14 protein-coding genes are annotated in these 16,960 nt (G+C 53.9%); 4 read left to right on the forward strand and 10 right to left on the reverse strand.

All coding sequences use genetic code 11. The annotated features are described in order from the left end of the window. The first annotated feature begins 24 nt into the window (after positions 1–24). The 4 genes from AC3DKE_RS00605 to AC3DKE_RS00620 all read left to right on the forward strand — a co-directional run bounded on the left by AC3DKE_RS00605 (position 25) and on the right by AC3DKE_RS00620 (position 5,817). Positions 25–1,812, forward strand: a complete 1,788-nt coding sequence (locus AC3DKE_RS00605; RefSeq protein ID WP_487989723.1) for an acyl-CoA dehydrogenase C-terminal domain-containing protein — start codon at positions 25–27, stop codon at positions 1,810–1,812. Positions 1,813–1,916: 104 nt separating this feature from the next. Next, positions 1,917–3,695 carry an acyl-CoA dehydrogenase C-terminal domain-containing protein gene (locus AC3DKE_RS00610; protein ID WP_340675554.1) on the forward strand — a complete coding sequence of 593 codons (1,779 nt, stop codon included), beginning with the start codon at positions 1,917–1,919 and terminating at the stop codon, positions 3,693–3,695. Positions 3,696–3,808: 113 nt separating this feature from the next. Further along, complete coding sequence (locus AC3DKE_RS00615) at positions 3,809–4,816, forward strand: hypothetical protein (protein WP_340675555.1); 1,008 nt, start codon at positions 3,809–3,811, stop codon at positions 4,814–4,816. After that, complete coding sequence (locus AC3DKE_RS00620; RefSeq protein ID WP_379070699.1) at positions 4,816–5,817, forward strand: hypothetical protein; 1,002 nt, start codon at positions 4,816–4,818, stop codon at positions 5,815–5,817. Before AC3DKE_RS00615 ends, AC3DKE_RS00620 begins: the two co-directional genes overlap by 1 nt. A gap of 10 nt (positions 5,818–5,827) precedes the next feature. Here the strand turns inward: AC3DKE_RS00620 and AC3DKE_RS00625 are convergent, their stop codons facing one another. The 10 genes from AC3DKE_RS00625 to aroQ all read right to left on the reverse strand — a co-directional run bounded on the left by AC3DKE_RS00625 (position 5,828) and on the right by aroQ (position 16,572). Continuing rightward, positions 5,828–8,095, reverse strand: a complete 2,268-nt coding sequence (locus tag AC3DKE_RS00625; protein ID WP_340675631.1) for an NADP-dependent malic enzyme — start codon at positions 8,093–8,095, stop codon at positions 5,828–5,830. Positions 8,096–8,181: 86 nt separating this feature from the next. Further along, a complete protein-coding gene (purD, locus tag AC3DKE_RS00630) occupies positions 8,182–9,477 on the reverse strand; it encodes a phosphoribosylamine--glycine ligase (RefSeq protein WP_487989724.1) in 1,296 nt (431 codons plus the stop codon). A 16-nt stretch (positions 9,478–9,493) separates the two neighbouring features. Then, positions 9,494–11,083, reverse strand: coding sequence for a bifunctional phosphoribosylaminoimidazolecarboxamide formyltransferase/IMP cyclohydrolase (gene purH / locus AC3DKE_RS00635; RefSeq protein ID WP_340675558.1), 1,590 nt, complete (start codon positions 11,081–11,083; stop codon positions 9,494–9,496). 54 nt (positions 11,084–11,137) lie between these two features. Continuing rightward, positions 11,138–11,413: a DNA-binding transcriptional regulator Fis gene (gene fis, locus AC3DKE_RS00640; protein ID WP_220375698.1), complete on the reverse strand. Its 276-nt coding sequence runs from the start codon at positions 11,411–11,413 to the stop codon at positions 11,138–11,140. A gap of 39 nt (positions 11,414–11,452) precedes the next feature. Then, entirely contained in the window at positions 11,453–12,481 is a 1,029-nt protein-coding gene (gene dusB, locus AC3DKE_RS00645) for a tRNA dihydrouridine synthase DusB (protein ID WP_340675559.1), read from the reverse strand. Further along, positions 12,478–13,185 carry a DUF3426 domain-containing protein gene (locus tag AC3DKE_RS00650; protein ID WP_379070689.1) on the reverse strand — a complete coding sequence of 236 codons (708 nt, stop codon included), beginning with the start codon at positions 13,183–13,185 and terminating at the stop codon, positions 12,478–12,480. The genes dusB and AC3DKE_RS00650 overlap by 4 nt, the downstream gene beginning before the upstream one ends. 35 nt (positions 13,186–13,220) lie before the next feature. Next, the gene (prmA, locus tag AC3DKE_RS00655) at positions 13,221–14,117 is read right to left on the reverse strand and encodes a 50S ribosomal protein L11 methyltransferase (protein ID WP_340675561.1); all 897 of its coding nucleotides are present in this window, start codon (positions 14,115–14,117) and stop codon (positions 13,221–13,223) included. 125 nt (positions 14,118–14,242) lie between these two features. After that, complete coding sequence (accC, locus tag AC3DKE_RS00660; protein WP_340675562.1) at positions 14,243–15,583, reverse strand: acetyl-CoA carboxylase biotin carboxylase subunit; 1,341 nt, start codon at positions 15,581–15,583, stop codon at positions 14,243–14,245. 14 nt (positions 15,584–15,597) lie between these two features. After that, entirely contained in the window at positions 15,598–16,071 is a 474-nt protein-coding gene (gene accB / locus AC3DKE_RS00665) for an acetyl-CoA carboxylase biotin carboxyl carrier protein (protein ID WP_340675563.1), read from the reverse strand. A gap of 48 nt (positions 16,072–16,119) precedes the next feature. Then, on the reverse strand, positions 16,120–16,572 hold the full coding sequence (aroQ, locus tag AC3DKE_RS00670) for a type II 3-dehydroquinate dehydratase (protein WP_379070681.1): 453 nt from the start codon (positions 16,570–16,572) through the stop codon (positions 16,120–16,122). Positions 16,573–16,960 lie beyond the last annotated feature (388 nt).

Raw genomic sequence — 16,960 nt, forward strand, 5'->3', positions numbered from 1 at the left:
ACCGCACACACAAAGGAATAACTCATGGCTTTTCAATACAAAGCGCCACAACGCGACATGCAGTTTGTGATGCACGATGTGCTGGGCTTAGAAAGCCTCTACGCCAGCCTGCCAAAATTTAGCGAAACCAACCGCGAGCTAATCGATAGCATCGTGGAAGCCGGCGCCCAGTTCTGCGAAGGCGAGTTAGCGCCAATCAATCGCTCCGGCGACGAAGAAGGCTGTCATTTCGACAATGGCGTGGTGACCACACCTAAAGGCTTTAAAGAAGCTTATGCCAAATACGTTGAGCTTGGCTTCGGCTCGTTGTCAGCCGAAGAGGGTCATGGTGGCCAAGGCTTGCCACCGACCATCGGTATCGCTATGAGCGAAATGATGGGCACGGCAAACTGGTCATTTGGTATGTACCCGGGCTTATCGCACGGTGCTATCAACACAGTCGAAGCACACGGCACGCCGGAGCAAAAAGAAACTTATTTGACTAAGCTAGTATCAGGCGAGTGGACTGGCACCATGTGCTTGACCGAATCGCACGCCGGCTCTGACTTAGGTCTGATTCGCACCAAAGCTGAACCTAATGCCGATGGCAGCTATAATGTTACTGGCACGAAGATTTTCATCTCTGCCGGCGAGCATGATCTGTCGGAAAACATCGTGCATATCGTGCTTGCGCGCCTGCCCGATGCACCGAAAGGTACCAAAGGTATTTCGCTGTTCATCGTGCCTAAGTTCATGCCCGATGGCACTCGCAATACTGTGGCTTGTGGCTCAATCGAACACAAAATGGGTATCAAGGCCTCCGCTACTTGCGTGATGAACTTTGATGGCGCTAAAGGCTTCCTAATTGGCCCACCCAATCGTGGCTTGAACTGCATGTTCACTTTCATGAACGTTGCCCGCATCGGTACCGCCGTGCAAGGCTTGGCTGCTGCCGAAGGTTCATTCCAAGGTGCTTTGGAATATGCTCGCGACCGTACCGCCATGCGTGCGTTAACTGGCCCAGCTGCTCCAGAGCAAGAAGCCGATCCAATTATCGTGCATCCTGCAGTGCGCCAAATGTTGCTGACGCAAAAAGCCTTTGCTGAAGGTGGTCGTTTGCTTTGCTACTGGCTATCGACTCAGACCGACTTACTCAACGGCTCAGATGACGCAGACGCGAAAAAACAAGCCGATGACTTGATGTCATTCCTAACACCAATCGCAAAAGCATTCTTAACTGAAACGGGTTACGAAGCGGCTAACCACGGTGTTCAAGTCTACGGTGGCCATGGTTTCGTGCGCGAATGGGGTATGGAGCAAATCGTTCGCGATACGCGTATTGCTTTGCTCTATGAAGGCACCACACAAATCCAAGCGCTCGACCTACTTGGCCGTAAAGTGTTGCAGTCACAAGGCGCTATGCTGCGTAACTTCACCAAAATCGTGCACAAGTTCTGCGAAGCCAACAAAGACAACGCTGAGATGGCACAGTTTATTGAGCCGCTAGTTGCTGTGAACAAAGAGTGGGGCGATCTGACCATGAAGATCGGCATGAAAGCCATGCAAAACCCGAACGAAGCCGGTGCTGCTGCGGTCGACTACATGATGTTCTCGGGCTATGCCACCTTGGCTTACTTGTGGGCATGGATGGCGCAAGTCGCACAGTCAAAACTGGCTGCAGGCGACGGCGATGCCGCGTTCTATCAAGCGAAAATCAAAACCGCACAGTTTTACTTCCAAAAACTGTTGCCACGCACCAAGTCACATGCCGCCATTATCGAAACTGGTGGTGATGTACTAATGCAAATGGACTCGGAAGCGTTCGCGTTCTAAAGTTGCACACATGCTGTAAGTGAACGAGGGCCCGCAGATGCGGGCTTTCGTCTTTATATTGCTGCCTCCTTGGGCGGCGTCGATATGATTGAAGGAAGGCCACCATGCCCGTATTTAAAGCTCCGCTGCGTGATATGCGATTTATCCTCGATGATGTTTTTCAAGCCACCGACCTCTGGGCGCGCTTACCGGCCCTCGCTGATGTCGTTGATCGCGACACTGTCGATGCCATTCTCGAAGAGGCAGGTAAATTTAACGAACAGGTGGTGTTTCCACTGAACCGTAGCGGCGATGAAGAGGGTGCTGTATTTAGCAATGGCAAAGTGACGACGCCGGCCGGCTTCAAAGAAGCCTTCACGCAATACGGCGATGGCGGCTGGATTGGTCTTGGCGCTGACCCACGTTGGGGTGGTCAGGGCATGCCAAAAATGGTCACAGTGATGACTGAAGAGATTATTTTCGGCGCTAACCCATCGTTTGCGCTGTATCCATTACTGGGTATTGGCGCAGCATTGGCGATGTCGCAACACGCCAGCGATGAGCTTAATGAGCGTTATTTGCCAAAGATTTACACCGGCGAATGGGCAGGCACCATGTGCCTCACCGAACCACATGCGGGCACTGACTTAGGTATCATTAAAACCAAAGCGGTACCGCAGGCTGATGGCTCATACGACATCACTGGCACAAAGATTTTCATCACCGGCGGCGAGCATGACCTGAGCAGCAATATCATCCATTTGGTATTGGCTAAACTGCCTGATGCACCCGCTGGCTCAAAAGGTATTTCGCTATTCGTGGTGCCGAAATTTTTGGTCAATGAGGACGGCAGTGTTGGTGCTCGCAATCCCGTGTCGGCAGGCAGCATCGAACACAAAATGGGCATCAAAGCCTCGGCTACTTGCGTGATGAACTTCGACGCTGCCAAAGGCTGGCTGGTCGGTGAGCTGAACCAAGGCTTGGCCGCGATGTTTGTGATGATGAACTACGAGCGCTTATCGATGGGCCTGCAAGGCATTGGTGCCTCTGAAGTGGCCTATCAAAACGCCGCTGCTTACGCTAAAGATCGCCTGCAAGGCCGCTCGGCTAAAGGTGCAACTCAGCCCGAAAAGCCAGCCGATAGCATTTTGGTGCACCCCGATGTGCGTCGTATGCTACTTAAAGTGCGTGCGCATAATGAAGCTGGCCGTTGCTTTGCCATGTATGTCTCGAAGTATCTCGATCTCGCCAAATACAGCGATGATACTGAAGAGCGTGCGCAGGCCGCTGATCGCGTTGCCCTAATGACGCCGGTGGCAAAAGCCTTCCTCACCGACAAAGCCTTTGAAGCTTGTGTCGATGCTCAGCAAGTCTTTGGCGGCCACGGCTACGTGCGCGAATGGGGCATGGAGCAGCTGGTTCGCGACACTCGTATTGCGCAAATTTATGAAGGTACCAATGGCGTTCAGGCCATGGATTTGGTCGGTCGTAAATTAGTGAAAAACCGTGGTGCGTTTGTTCATGGCTATCTGACCGAAGTGCGTGAGCTTATTGCCCAAGTGCAGGGCGACACAGGCTTGAGCGCCATGGCGCAAGCGACTGCCGATGCCGCTGATGCAATTGCTCAGGCAACGGATGATCTGATTGCCGCTAGTGCGCAAAACGCAGATGAAGTTAATGCTGCGGCCGTAGACTTCCTGCACGCCTTTGGCCTGCTTTGCTATGCGCATATGTGGCTGATGATGCTGCAGGCATCGCAAGGTAAGACCGATGACTTCTACGCCGATAAACGCCGTGTTGGTGCATTTTTCTATAGCCGAATGTTACCGGAGCTAGAGATGCGCTTGGCCCTAGTGCGAGGCGGAGCCGCACCACTAATGGCATTGAGTGCTGAGAGCTTCTGAGTAATGGCTACTTTTTAGTCACTATTCAGTAACTTAACTACTGTAATTGCCACTGGAAACTGAGCTCTCGGTGTGACAGCCTGACATTAGGCAGTCCACTGGGAGGGACAGTCGTGAAAACTCTACAACAATGGCTAATTGGCTTCTTGCTGCTGCTCTCTGCGCAGTCGCCGGCCTATGCCGCAGACTTCGCGCCAAGCATTGAGTCTGAGCCCTGTATTGCGCGTGATAGCGCTGGTGACTTGCTAGGTTGGGCAGACTATCCGCATTGCCTTGTTGAGCTGCGAGCGCAGTCGAGCGTGCGCTGGTTCGATGATTGGCTAGGTCATGCCGATATGGATGACAGCGCATCAATAGCCTTGCGCGCCATTTCTGAATTCACCGTCGATGATAAGGGTGATTTAACCGCTGCTCTGCGCTTGCGTGCGCAAGTTGCATTGCCACGATTAAGCAAACGCCTATCGCTAGTGTTTGAAGATGAGAGCAAAGAAACCAGCTCTCTACGCAGCATTCCTAGTGTCAATGAGTCAGTTCTAGCGCTGCGCTGGCTAGTCTTGAACTTAGAGCGCATGCGTATTGAGACCGATGCGGGTGTGCGTTCAGGCCCTGATCTTTTTGTGCGCGGTCGCTTTGCAACTTCCTATGCCATTACGCCAGATGATCAGGTGCGCTTTGCACAAAGCCTGCGCTACGGCGCTAAGGAAAAAGTGCGCGCCATCAATAGCATTGACTACAGCCATGCCATGCAAGACAACAGCGTTTTTTCACTCTATCACCAGTTAGATTTCCAACAAGAAAATGACGTTGATGGCGCATTTTGGTCGCGAGGTGCTGTCCTTAGCCGAGGGCTTAGCACGGAAAGCAGTGCGGCCTTTGGTGTCGGGCAAGAGGGTGTGAGCGAGAGCTGGCAAGAGCGTTCGCGCTATGCATGGGTGCGCTATCGCCAGCAGTTTTTACGCGACTGGCTGTTTTACGAAGTTGAGCCACGGCTAACGCAGACGCGTGATCGAGATTGGGATACGCTACCGTCATTGACCCTGCGACTTGAGGTGCATTTCGGCCACCAGCGCCGTGATAAGCCAGAGCGGGTAGCTTTTTTTCCTAGCTTAGATGATCGTTAATGACTGCAACAGATTCTCTGCCCGCCAAGCAACCGGCTTGGCTTGGCGGCTTCGATGAGCATGTACGCTGGGGCTTAAACTCCACCACTGACACCGCTTATTGGCTACAGCAATACACTGCGATTCACCCCTTGCGCCGACAAGCACAATTACGCGTGGCCTTGGCATTGTTTTCTCGCGATGGCCAGCCGCGTGTGCATTGCCTGCACGATGAACGCCGCCTAGTTGGTGCTAACCTATTGCGCTGGCGTGAGCGTGGCGATTGGGCCACGACCGAGCATAGCTGGCCATCAGGCAGCTTTTTAAGCGAGCGTGATGGTCTGCAACGAGCCCGCTTTTTCGGCACTGATGGCCAAGCGCTAACCACTAGCAGCAGTGTCTTGCAGGTGCCGAAGCGCAGCATTTTGCGCAGCCCATTGGGCGCGCTTAAAGCCCAAGCTCACACCCGAGATGGCCATTGGCAAATTACGCCACCGAGCAAAACCGGCGCATCGCCTTTAATCCTCGATGGCCGTGCTGAAGGTGGTCAATGGCAGTGCCATAGCCGCCTTGCCGCCATGGGCAGCGCGCAACTGCAATGCGTCAATTTCGATGGCCAGACCAAAGCTAGCGTAGTTGCCATGGGGCAATGGCTGGCGCCAGCGCTAGGACGGCGTGCGCCATTAACCATTGCGCAAGCGCAAGTCAGTGTTGGTGGTCGAGACTATTGTTTCGATCGCTGGATGCCGAATGCCACGACGGATGCACCAGAGTTTGCTGATTATCGCTGGATGGCAACGCTAGTTAACGACGATTTCCGTCTGCATATTCACGCCGATGGCGGCAATCCGCGCATTACGCCGTGGCTAGCATTAGAGGATGAGAGAAATCGCTGGTTGGCGCGCACCTTGCGTGTCACGCCATTTGCCAGCTTACGCCTGCGCATCTACCCGAGGGGCAGTGAGCAGGCGTATATCGATTTACGTAGCGAGCAATGCTTGCTGCAAACCGTGCTGCCTTAAGGCCTGTGCGTTAGATACGCAGCGAGGCTTCGGCGACGGTTACCGCTGTCATGTTGACGATGCGGCGCACTGTCGATGTTGGCGTCAAGATGTGTACCGGACGGCGAGCGCCGAGCAAGATTGGACCAATCGTTACGCCATTGCCGCTGGATGTTTTCAGCAAGTTAAAGGCGATATTGGCGGCATCTAAGTTAGGCATGATGAGCAGATTCGCAGGGCCTTTCAAACGCGAGTTTGGCAGAACCTTGTTGCGAATATGTTCATTTAGCGCAGCATCACCATGCATCTCACCATCAACCTCTAAGTCCGGCGCGCGTTCTCTTAGTAGGGCAAAAGCCTCACGCATTTTACGTGCGCTTGGATTGTCATCAGTGCCGAAATTGGAGTGTGATAACAGCGCTACTTTTGGTGTCAGACCAAAGTTTCGCACGACTTCAGCGGCCTTAAGCGTGATGTCAACGAGCTGCTCAGCGGTAGGGTCTGGATTGACATAGGTATCAGTAATAAACAGCGTCATGTCTTGCAGCATGAGCACATTGAGCGCTGCATAGTTTTGCGCGTCATCAGACAAGCCGACAATTCGGCTGACATAACGTAAGTGAAGATCATAGTTCGCGAAAGTGCCGCAAATCATGCCATCGACATCGCCGAAATGGACGAGTAGCGAACCAATCAACGTGGTGCGGCGACGTACTTCGCGCATGGCTAATTCTTGGCCAATGCCGCGGCGTTCCATCAATGATAGATAGTGTTTCCAGAACTCTTCGTAGCGCGCGATATTGTCTTGGTCAACGATTTCAACATCGTGGCCAGGGCGAATACGTAAGCCTAGCGCCTTGATTTGGTCATTGATGTCGCTGGTGCGGCCAATCAGTACGGGGAAGGCGATGCCTTCATCAACAGCGATTTGCGCAGCACGTAGCACGCGAGGATCTTCACCTTCGCAGTAAGCAATACGCTTGGGCGATGCTTTCGCAGCAGCAAACACGGGCTTCATCAAGAATGCTGAGTTATAGACAAACTCAGACAGGCGTTGACGATAAGCCGCGAAGTCGGTGATGGGTCGAGTGGCAACACCGGAGTCCATCGCTGCCTGTGCAACTGCGGGAGCGATAGCCATGATTAGGCGCGGATCTAGCGGGCCTGGAATCAGGTATTCGCGGCCAAAGCTACTGGGCGAACCACTGTAGGCGGCAGAGTCAGACGATTCCACATGCGCCATTTTAGAGATGGCATGGACGCAGGCGATTTTCATCTCTTCGTTGACTGTGGTCGCGCCAGAGTCGAGTGCGCCACGGAAAATATACGGGAAGCAGAGAGCGTTATTGACCTGATTTGGGTAGTCCGAGCGTCCAGTTGCGATGATGGCATCTGGGCGCACAGCTTTCGCAAGCTCTGGCAAAATTTCTGGAGTTGGGTTGGCCAAGGCGAAAATGATCGGGTCCGCCGCCATTTCTTTGACCATGTCTTGCGTAACGATGCCTGCAGTTGAAAGACCCAAGAACATGTCTGCGCCGGGGAATACATCGGCCAAGGTGCGTGCATCAGTATCTTGAGCATAAGCTTGTTTGCTAGCGTCTAGGTTGCTACGACCGCTATGAACGACGCCTTTAGAGTCGATCACAAAAATATTGCTGCGGGTTGCGCCCAACGACACCAGCAAATTCAGGCAGGAGATTGCGGCAGCGCCGGCACCTGAACAGATGATTTTGATGTCTTCGATTTTTTTCTTCGATAGCAGTAGGGCGTTCAATAAGCCCGCGCCAACGATGATCGATGTACCGTGCTGGTCATCGTGAAATACAGGGATTTTGCAGCGTTCGCGCAGCTTTTTCTCGATATAGAAACACTCAGGTGCTTTGATATCTTCGAGATTGATGCCACCGAATGTGGGTTCTAATGACGCGATGATGTCGACGAGTTTGTCGGGGTCGCGCTCATTGATCTCGATATCGAAAACGTCGATGCCGGCGAATTTTTTAAAGAGAACACCCTTGCCTTCCATGACTGGTTTTGAGGCTAAAGGACCAATATCGCCAAGACCGAGCACCGCAGTGCCGTTAGTGATGACGGCGACGAGGTTGCCACGAGCCGTGTAGCGCGAAACAGTGGATGGGTCACGCTGGATTTCTTCGCAAGGTGCCGCGACACCGGGCGAGTAAGCCAAGGCCAAGTCGCGCTGGTTGACCAGCTGCTTGCTTGGCGTGACGTTGATTTTGCCGGGCTGGGGAAACTCGTGATAGTCCAGAGCCGCCTTACGCAGTGCCTCATCCATAATGATTCTCGCTCATACCAGTGCCTATTTGAGCGCGAGATTATAGCACCGCTGCAGTACCTTAGTGTGGCGCGAGTCCTGCTTTTGCGTTAGGAGCGTGACTCTGTAGTTTCGCGAGCCACTGCGCGGTAGCCAATATCGAGGCGATGGGTCTCACCGGGCCATTGGATTTTGGCAATTTCAGCATAGGCGGCTTGCTGTGCAGCATGCACACTTTCGCCTAGGCCGGTGGCGCAAAGCACACGGCCGCCGCTAGTGACAACTTGGCCATCGACTAGCTTAGTGCCGGCATGAAATACCTTGGCGCCGTCGGCTTCATGGCCTAAGCCTTCAATTGTGTCGCCGGTGCGAATATCGCCAGGATAGCCTTCGGCGGCCATGACGACGCCGAGTGCAGCGCGTTCATCCCAGCTAGCGGTGGTGTTGGCTAGATTGCCATCAATGCCGGCTTCAATGAGCTCAAGTAGCGAGCTTTGCAGGCGCATCATGATCGGTTGAGTTTCAGGGTCGCCGAAGCGGCAGTTGAACTCGATCACTTTCGGTGCGCCATCGGCGTCGATCATCAGGCCGGCGTAAAGGAAGCCGGTGTAATCATTGTCTTCTGCTTTCATGCCAGCAACGGTTGGTTCGATGACTTCGCGCATTACGCGAGCATGAACTTCGCTGGTGACCACTGGTGCCGGTGAGTAAGCGCCCATGCCGCCAGTGTTGGGGCCGGTGTCGCCATCGCCAATGCGTTTATGGTCTTGGCTAGTGGCCATGGCGAGTGCGTTATCGCCATCGACCATGACAATAAATGAGGCTTCTTCGCCGTCGAGAAACTCTTCGACGACTACGCGCGAACCAGCATCGCCGAATTTATTGCCCGAAAGCATGTCGACGATGGCATCTTCGGCCTCTGCCAGTGTCATCGCGACAATGACGCCTTTGCCAGCGGCTAGGCCATCGGCTTTGATGACAATGGGCGCGCCTTTGTCACGAACATAGGCTAGTGCGGCATCGGTTTCGGTGAAGACACCGTAGTAAGCAGTAGGGATGTTGTGGCGTGCTAAGAAATCTTTGGCGAACGCTTTTGAGCCTTCGAGCTGAGCGGCGAGTTGGGTTGGACCCCAGATGCGCAATTTGGCGGCGCGGAAGGCATCGACTACACCATTTACTAAAGGCGCTTCTGGGCCAACCACGGTGACATCAATGCCTTGTGTTTGAGCAAAGCTCACCAACACGGCGTTATTTAGGATATCTAGTGCGACGTTTTCACACTTAGGTTCGCGTGCGGTGCCGGCATTACCGGGTGCAACAAAAACGGTGCTTACGCGCGGGTCTTGAGCCAATTTCCAAGCCAGTGCGTGCTCACGACCACCGGAACCTAAGAGTAAAATTTTCATCGTCTATCTCAGCTAATTAGTGGCGGAAGTGGCGCATGCCGGTGAAGACCATGGCGATGCCAGCTTCGTCGGCGGCAGCAATGGTTTCAGCGTCACGCATGGAGCCACCAGGCTGGATAATCGCAGAGATGCCTACTTTGGCGGCGTTATCGATGCCGTCGCGGAAGGGGAAGAATGCGTCCGATGCCATCACTGCGCCAGGCACAGGCAGGCCGGCATGCTCGGCTTTAATGGCAGCGATGCGTGCAGAGTTAACGCGGCTCATTTGGCCGGCGCCAATGCCGATGGTTTGGCGATTCTTCGCGTAAACAATGGCGTTGGATTTAACGTATTTGGCTACTTTCCAAGCGAAAATCAGGTCATGAATTTCAGCTTCCGTTGGTGCGCGTTTAGTGACGATTTTCAGGTCGTCGCTGCCAATCATGCCCATGTCTTGATCTTGTACGAGCAGGCCACCATTGACGCGTTTGAAGTCCCACTGGCTAGCGCGAGCATCAATCGCTGGCAGTTCGCCGCAGGCCATCACGCGGACATTTTGCTTGGTGGCGGTAATCGCCAAAGCTTCTGGCGTGACGCTTGGCGCGATGATCACTTCGACGAATTGGCGCGAGACAATGGCTTGCGCAGTGGCGGCATCGAGCTCGCGGTTGAAGGCAATGATGCCGCCAAAAGCTGATTCGGTGTCGGTTGCGTAGGCCAGCTCGTAAGCCGCCAAAATGCCATCGAGCGAGACCGATACACCACAGGGGTTGGCGTGCTTGACGATGACGCAAGCCGGCTTGGCAAAGCCTTTCACGCACTCGAGCGCAGCATCGGTGTCGGCAATATTGTTGTATGACAGCTCTTTACCTTGCAGCTGCACGGCGCTGGCAACGCTAGCCTCACGGCCAGTCGACTCAACATAAAATGCCGCACGCTGATGCGGGTTTTCCCCATAGCGCAGTTCTTGAGACTTAATGAACTGGCTATTGAAAGTGCGTGGGAAAGTATCGCGTGAGCTTAAGTCGGCAGGTTTCTCACCGACCAAGGCACCTAGATAGTTGGCAATCATGCCGTCATAGCCAGCGGTGTGCTCGAAGGCTTTTACGGCTAGATCGAATCGTGTGGCGTGCGACAAACCACCTTCGGCTTGGACTTCAGCCAAGACACGGTCGTAGTCGCTGCTATTAACAACGATGCCAACATGAGCATGGTTTTTTGCGGCTGAGCGCACCATGGTTGGTCCGCCGATATCGATATTCTCAATAGCATCGGGCAGTGTGCAGCTCGGCTTAGCAACGGTGGCGGCGAAGGGATAGAGGTTAACCACCACCAAGTCGATGCCGCCAATATCATGCTCAGCCATGACGGCATCATCTTGGCCGCGGCGACCTAAAATGCCGCCGTGAATTTTCGGGTGCAGCGTTTTCACTCGGCCATCCATCATTTCTGGGAAGCCGGTGTAGTCCGACACTTCAGTGACGGCAATGCCTTCGCTGCGCAGTAGCTGATAAGTGCCGCCAGTCGACAGCAAGGCCACGCCGGCGTCTGCAAGACCGCGAGCGAATGGCACTAAGCCGGATTTATCGGAAACACTTAATAAGGCACGCTGCACACGATGGGTCATGACTTCACTCACAAAAAAAGAGGGGTTATGAAAAGATGCTGACTAAGAAGCGACTTAGTTCATCAGGCCGTGTTGCTTGAGTTTTTTACGCAGCGTGCCGCGGTTTAAGCCAAGAATTTCTGAGGCGCGAGTCTGGTTGCCACGGGTGTATTCGAGCACAACTTCTAAAAGCGGCGTTTCAACTTCAGCTAAAACCATTTCATAAACATCGCTGGCGCGTTCGCCATCGAGGTGGGCGAAATAGTTGCGCATGGCCAGCTCAACGTGGTCGCGCAAGGTTTGGTTTGGGCGGGTGCTGGTGCTGGTTAACGGCTTTTTAATGACAGACATGTCCATGCAAAACTCTCACAAGTGGTAATAAAGAACACGCTATGCCGCACAACCAGAGTCTGGCTGTAGCGTACTCAGGTGCGAAAAAAAGTCACTGACCAAGCGTCGCTGCTGGTCGGCATCCGTTAAGGCATTAAAAGGACGGCTCAGGGCGCGTCCGTTAGGTATGTGCTCGGCGTACCAAGACACATGTTTGCGTGCAAAGCGCACGCCGAGATCCGGCCCATAAAACTCATGCAGGCTATCCACATGCTGCAACACAATAGCTTCCCGCTCCGTCCATGAAATGGGCGGTAGTTGCTGGCCTGTGCTGAGGTAGTGCTGGATCTCGCGAAATAACCATGGGCGCCCATGAGCGCCACGGCCGATCATTATACCATCGCAGCCAGTGTGCTCAAAGACGAAGCGAGCCTTTTCTGGCGTGCAGATGTCGCCATTGGCCAAAATAGGTAGGCCTACGGAGGCTTTTATTTCGGCAATGGTGTCGTACTCGGCATCGCCAAGATATTTGTCTTCGCGTGTGCGGCCATGCACAGATAGCAGGCTAATGCCTGCATCTTCAGCAATGCGCGCGATGTTGACGCCGTTGCGCGCTGAGCGTGCCCAGCCAGTACGAATCTTTAACGTCACCGGTACATCCACTGCGGCAACCACGGCTTGCAAGATTTCGGCGACTAAGGCTTCGTCTTGCATCAATGCCGATCCAGCCAAGCGATTGCAAACCTTCTTCGCTGGGCAGCCCATATTGATGTCAATAATTTGCGCGCCATTGATAACATTAAGGCGTGCGGCCTCGGCCATCATGGCGGGGTCATAGCCAACTATTTGCACAGTGATGGGGCCGGGCTCACCGGCGTGGTCTAGGCGAAAGCGTGACTTTTGCGAGTCCCATAAGCGCGATTCTGAGGTGACCATTTCCGACACCACATGGCCTGCACCAAGCTCACGGCAGAGCTGGCGAAACGGTCGATCGGTAACGCCGGCCATTGGCGCTAAAGCTAACGGCACATCGAGGCGATATGGCCCGATGTGTAGCGGCTTAAAAAAAGTGTTTAGGGCTTCGCTCATGGCTGCGCTTTAAGCTCGGCTTGCTCAAAGATCGGGTAGCGGCCATCGCTGCCGGGCTCAAGCACCACGGAAACACGAATGCGCACAGGCTGATCGGAAGCAATGAGTGCTTTCGGAGCAAATTGGGCGGATAAGCCGGCAGGTAAATAGTCGGCAGCGCTGATGGTGCGGCGGCCAACCAGGCTATTTTGCCAGTCACGCAAGCTTACTTGCAGGGCTGGCCATGGCTGTAGGATGCGTGCGCGATTAGTCAGCACGGCATCGAGATGCCAAACGGTGGAGCTGCTTGGCTCACTACTTAAGCTCAGGCCGGTGACTTCCCAAGCATTGTCTAGGATGGGTCGGTTCAGCGTATAGCCTATGCGATCTAGCGCCGGCGTTAGCACGCTACGCACCAGAGGCTGCTGCAGCCAAAACTGCTGACTGAGCCAGAGGCTTTGTGCGATGACTAATATTGTTGCGATAAAGGCCAAAATAAACCAAGGCCATTGCCGAGTTGATTTTGCTACTGGTTCGGCGTCGAGCTCCACTGGGATATCAACGCGATACAGATCAGCAATGGGATTGCTGCGCATAATCGGCTTAATGTCGGCGGCGATAGGCTCGTTCACGGCTTGCTCAGGAGCGGCCTCGGGAGTTGTCTCAGGGCTACTCTCGGGTGCATCCAAAGGCTTGTCGTTATTGCTGTCGCTGGGCGTAGTCATGGCGTCATCATCTCGGCAAAGCAGGGTGTTGGCGTTTAGCTGTGTTTACGACCTGATAGTCGGCACCAGTCTTCATCGCGCGTGGCGAGGCCGTCCATGGTAAACCATTGCTCATAAATCGCACGCAGCTCATCGACCTGCGACAAGATGATGCCGGATAGCGCAATCTCACCCGCTGGCTTGCAATAGCCGGCCAGTAGCGGCGCTAATTGGCCTAATGGGCCGGCTAAAATATTCGCCACCACGACATCTGCGCCTTCGCCATTATTGAAGTCGGCGGGCATGTCATCGGGCATAAAAACGCGTAGGCGATCAGCAACACCGTTGCGCTCAGCGTTGTCTTTGGTGGCGGTTAATGCTTGTGGGTCAAGGTCTACGCACCAGGCTTCGCGAGCGCCAAGCAGCAGAGCGGCAACGGCTAAAATGCCAGAGCCGCAGCCGTAATCGACGACGACTTTATCTTGCAGGTCTAGGCTGTCTAGCCACTCCATACAAAGTGCTGTGGTTTGGTGCGTGCCGGTGCCAAACGCTAGGCCCGGATCGAGTAATAAGTTGATGGCGTCGGGGCGTGGTGGTGGCGTCCAGCTAGGCACTACCCATAGGCGCTCGCCAAAACACATGGGGTGATAGTTATCCATCCACGCGCGTTCCCAGTCTTTGTCTTCTAATACTTCAATGCGATGCGGCGGTAGCGCGTGGCCGAGCTGGCGCTCAAGAAACTCCACGACGGCGTCCATTTCTGAGTCGACAACAAACAGGCCGGTGATTTGCGTTGCATCCCACAGTGGCTGCGCGCCAGGTGGTGGCTCAAGCAGTGGTTGGTCGCCGGCGTCTTGCATGAGTACGGCGCTGGCGCCGGCAAGTTCTAGGAGCTCATCGTAGTGTTCTACTTCAGCTTTACGGGTGCTGATGGTGAGTTGCAGCCAAGACATGACGAGCTCCAAAAAAACAGGACGCGCAGTGTAGTCGGGAAGCTGGCGATTTTATAGTCAAAAAGGCCTAAATCGGCCTTTTTGCTATGTAACATTGTTGGAAAATTGCTGCGGCTATTGAAGCTTTAGCTCAAACCCAGCTTGTTTTCGAGGTGATGAATGTCGACGCCACCGGCAAGAAAGTCGGGATCTTGCAAGATAATGTCGCGATGTAGCGTGATATTGCTGCGAATGCCGTCGATCACGATTTCATCGAGTGCGTTATGCAGGCGTCTCAAGGCGATTTCGCGCGTTGGGCCGTATGCAATGAGCTTGCCGATTAGAGAGTCGTAGTGTGGTGGCACGGTGTAGCCCGAGTACAGGTGCGAATCCATGCGAATGCCGGGGCCGCCGGGTGCGTGGTAGTAATTCACTTTGCCGGGGCAGGGCATAAAGGTTTTCGGGTCTTCGGCGTTGATGCGACTTTCTACGGCGTGGCCATGTAAAGAGATTTGGTCTTGCGTGACCGATAAGCCTAAGCCAGCGGCAACGCGTAACTGCTCTTTGATGATGTCAACACCAGTAACCATTTCGGTAACGGGGTGTTCGACCTGCACGCGCGTGTTCATTTCGATGAAGTAGAAGCGTTCGTTTTCATAGAGAAACTCGAAAGTGCCAGCGCCGCGATATTTCATCTGTTCGCAGGCACGCACGCAGGCGGCATAAACTTCTTCGCGTAATTTCATGGGGATGTGCGGTGCAGGAGCTTCTTCGACAACTTTTTGATGGCGACGCTGCAGTGAGCAATCGCGGTCATAAAGATGAATTGCTTTACCTTCGCCATCGCCAATAATTTGAATTTCAACATGGCGCGGATGGACGAGGAATTTCTCCATATACACCGTGTCATCACCAAAAGCGGCGCCGGCCTCTGAGCGTGTGATAGCCAACGAGCTAGCGACTTCACTCATATTATGCACGACGCGCATGCCGCGACCACCGCCGCCAGAAGCTGCTTTGATGATCACTGGCAGGCCAATTTTGGCGGCCATTTCTTCGGCATTTTCTTCTGTCACGGCGCCGTCTGAGCCAGGTACGGTAGGTACGCCAGCGGCTTTCATGGCAACAATCGCGGAAACTTTATTGCCCATCATACGGATGGTTTCAGCACGCGGGCCGATGAAAATGAAGCCTGACTTCTCTACGCGCTCGGCGAAGTCCGCGTTTTCGGCCAAAAAGCCATAGCCGGGATGAATCGCTTGCGCGTCGGTGACTTCAGCAGCTGAAATCAGTGCAGGAATGTTTAAGTAAGAGGCCTTGCTCGCAGCAGGGCCAATACACACGGCTTGATCGGCTAAGCGCACATGTAATAAATCACGATCGGCCTTGGAATATACGGCGACAGTTTTGATGCCTAATTCTTTGCAGGCACGCAAAATACGTAGGGCAATTTCGCCTCGGTTGGCGATGACCACCTTGTCCAACATAGGGTGATCTCCGCTTAAACGATGGTGAAGAGAGGTTGATCGAACTCAACCGGCTGACCATCTTCGATCAAAATGCTTTCCACCACGCCAGCTTTGTCGGCTTGGATTTGGTTCATCATTTTCATCGCCTCAATGATGCAGAGCACATCGCCAACTTGCACCGTGGCGCCGACTTCAACAAAGCGCGGCGATGTTGGTGACGGTGAGCGGTAGAAGCTGCCAACCATAGGTGAGCGTTGCACAAAGCCTTGCGTTGATGGCTCGCTAGCTGCCGGTGCCGTGCCTTTCGATGCTTCGGCGTCTGCTGCTGGAGCAGCGGCAATTGGCGCTGCCATTGCTGCCATTGCGGGCGGTAAGCTATAGCTGACAGCGCTAGGTGCACGATTACGTGCAATACGTACGGACTCTTCGCCCTCGGTAATCTCTAGTTCATCGATGCCTGATTCTTCAACTAGTTCGATCAACTTTTTAATCTTACGAATGTCCATGTAAAAGCTCCTAAAATATGTGCTTAGCCTAAGGCTGAGTAAGTTTAATTAATGCGGTGTGGCGGGGCGCAGGTGGCGCAACGCATAGCTCAGGGCAAGCTCGTAGCCGAGTGGCCCTAAACCGCAGATCACGCCGATGGCGCGATCTGATAAATACGAGTGGTGGCGAAAGCTTTCGCGGCTGTGCACATTGGATAAATGCACTTCTATAAACGGGATGTTGACCGCTAATAATGCATCGCGAAGCGCCACTGATGTGTGCGTGAAGGCGGCGGGATTAATAATAATAAACTGCGTGCCATCAAGACCTGCCTGTTGCACGCGATCAATCAACGCGCCTTCGTGATTGCTTTGGAAGCAATCTAGCGTGACGTCGGCATGAGCTGCTTGCTGGCTTAGGCGAGAGTTAATCGCATCAAGCGTGTCGGCGCCATAAATACCCGGCTCGCGCTTGCCGAGTAAGTTTAGATTGGGGCCATGCAGCACTAAAATTGCTGACATATTGCGATGTCCTTGTCGTAGGCAGCAGGTTTGTGCCAGTAAAAGCTAGGCCTAAGTCGAAACTGTGAGCCTGTAAATTCGTCTATCGTCGGCGAATGTCGCAGAAACGATGTTCGATAAGATTCCGCACAATACCCAATGCAGTTCTATCCGGCAATAAAATTACGATGAAATCTGTGGCGTGGGCAGCTATTGTGACTGGTTGGTCACGACTGTCAAGTCGACGATGGTCGGCAATCAAAGAAAAATTCGTGACTCACTGGACACCCGTCGTCGATGGTCTTACTCTCGGCTTCGAATAAGAAGAGGTGGGCACGTTGCAACGGCCAGTCACCCAGCCAGTGCAATGGATAAGTCCATCAGTGTTTCGAGTAGAACCACATACGAG

The sequence above is a fragment of the Paraperlucidibaca sp. genome, assembly GCF_982810325.1.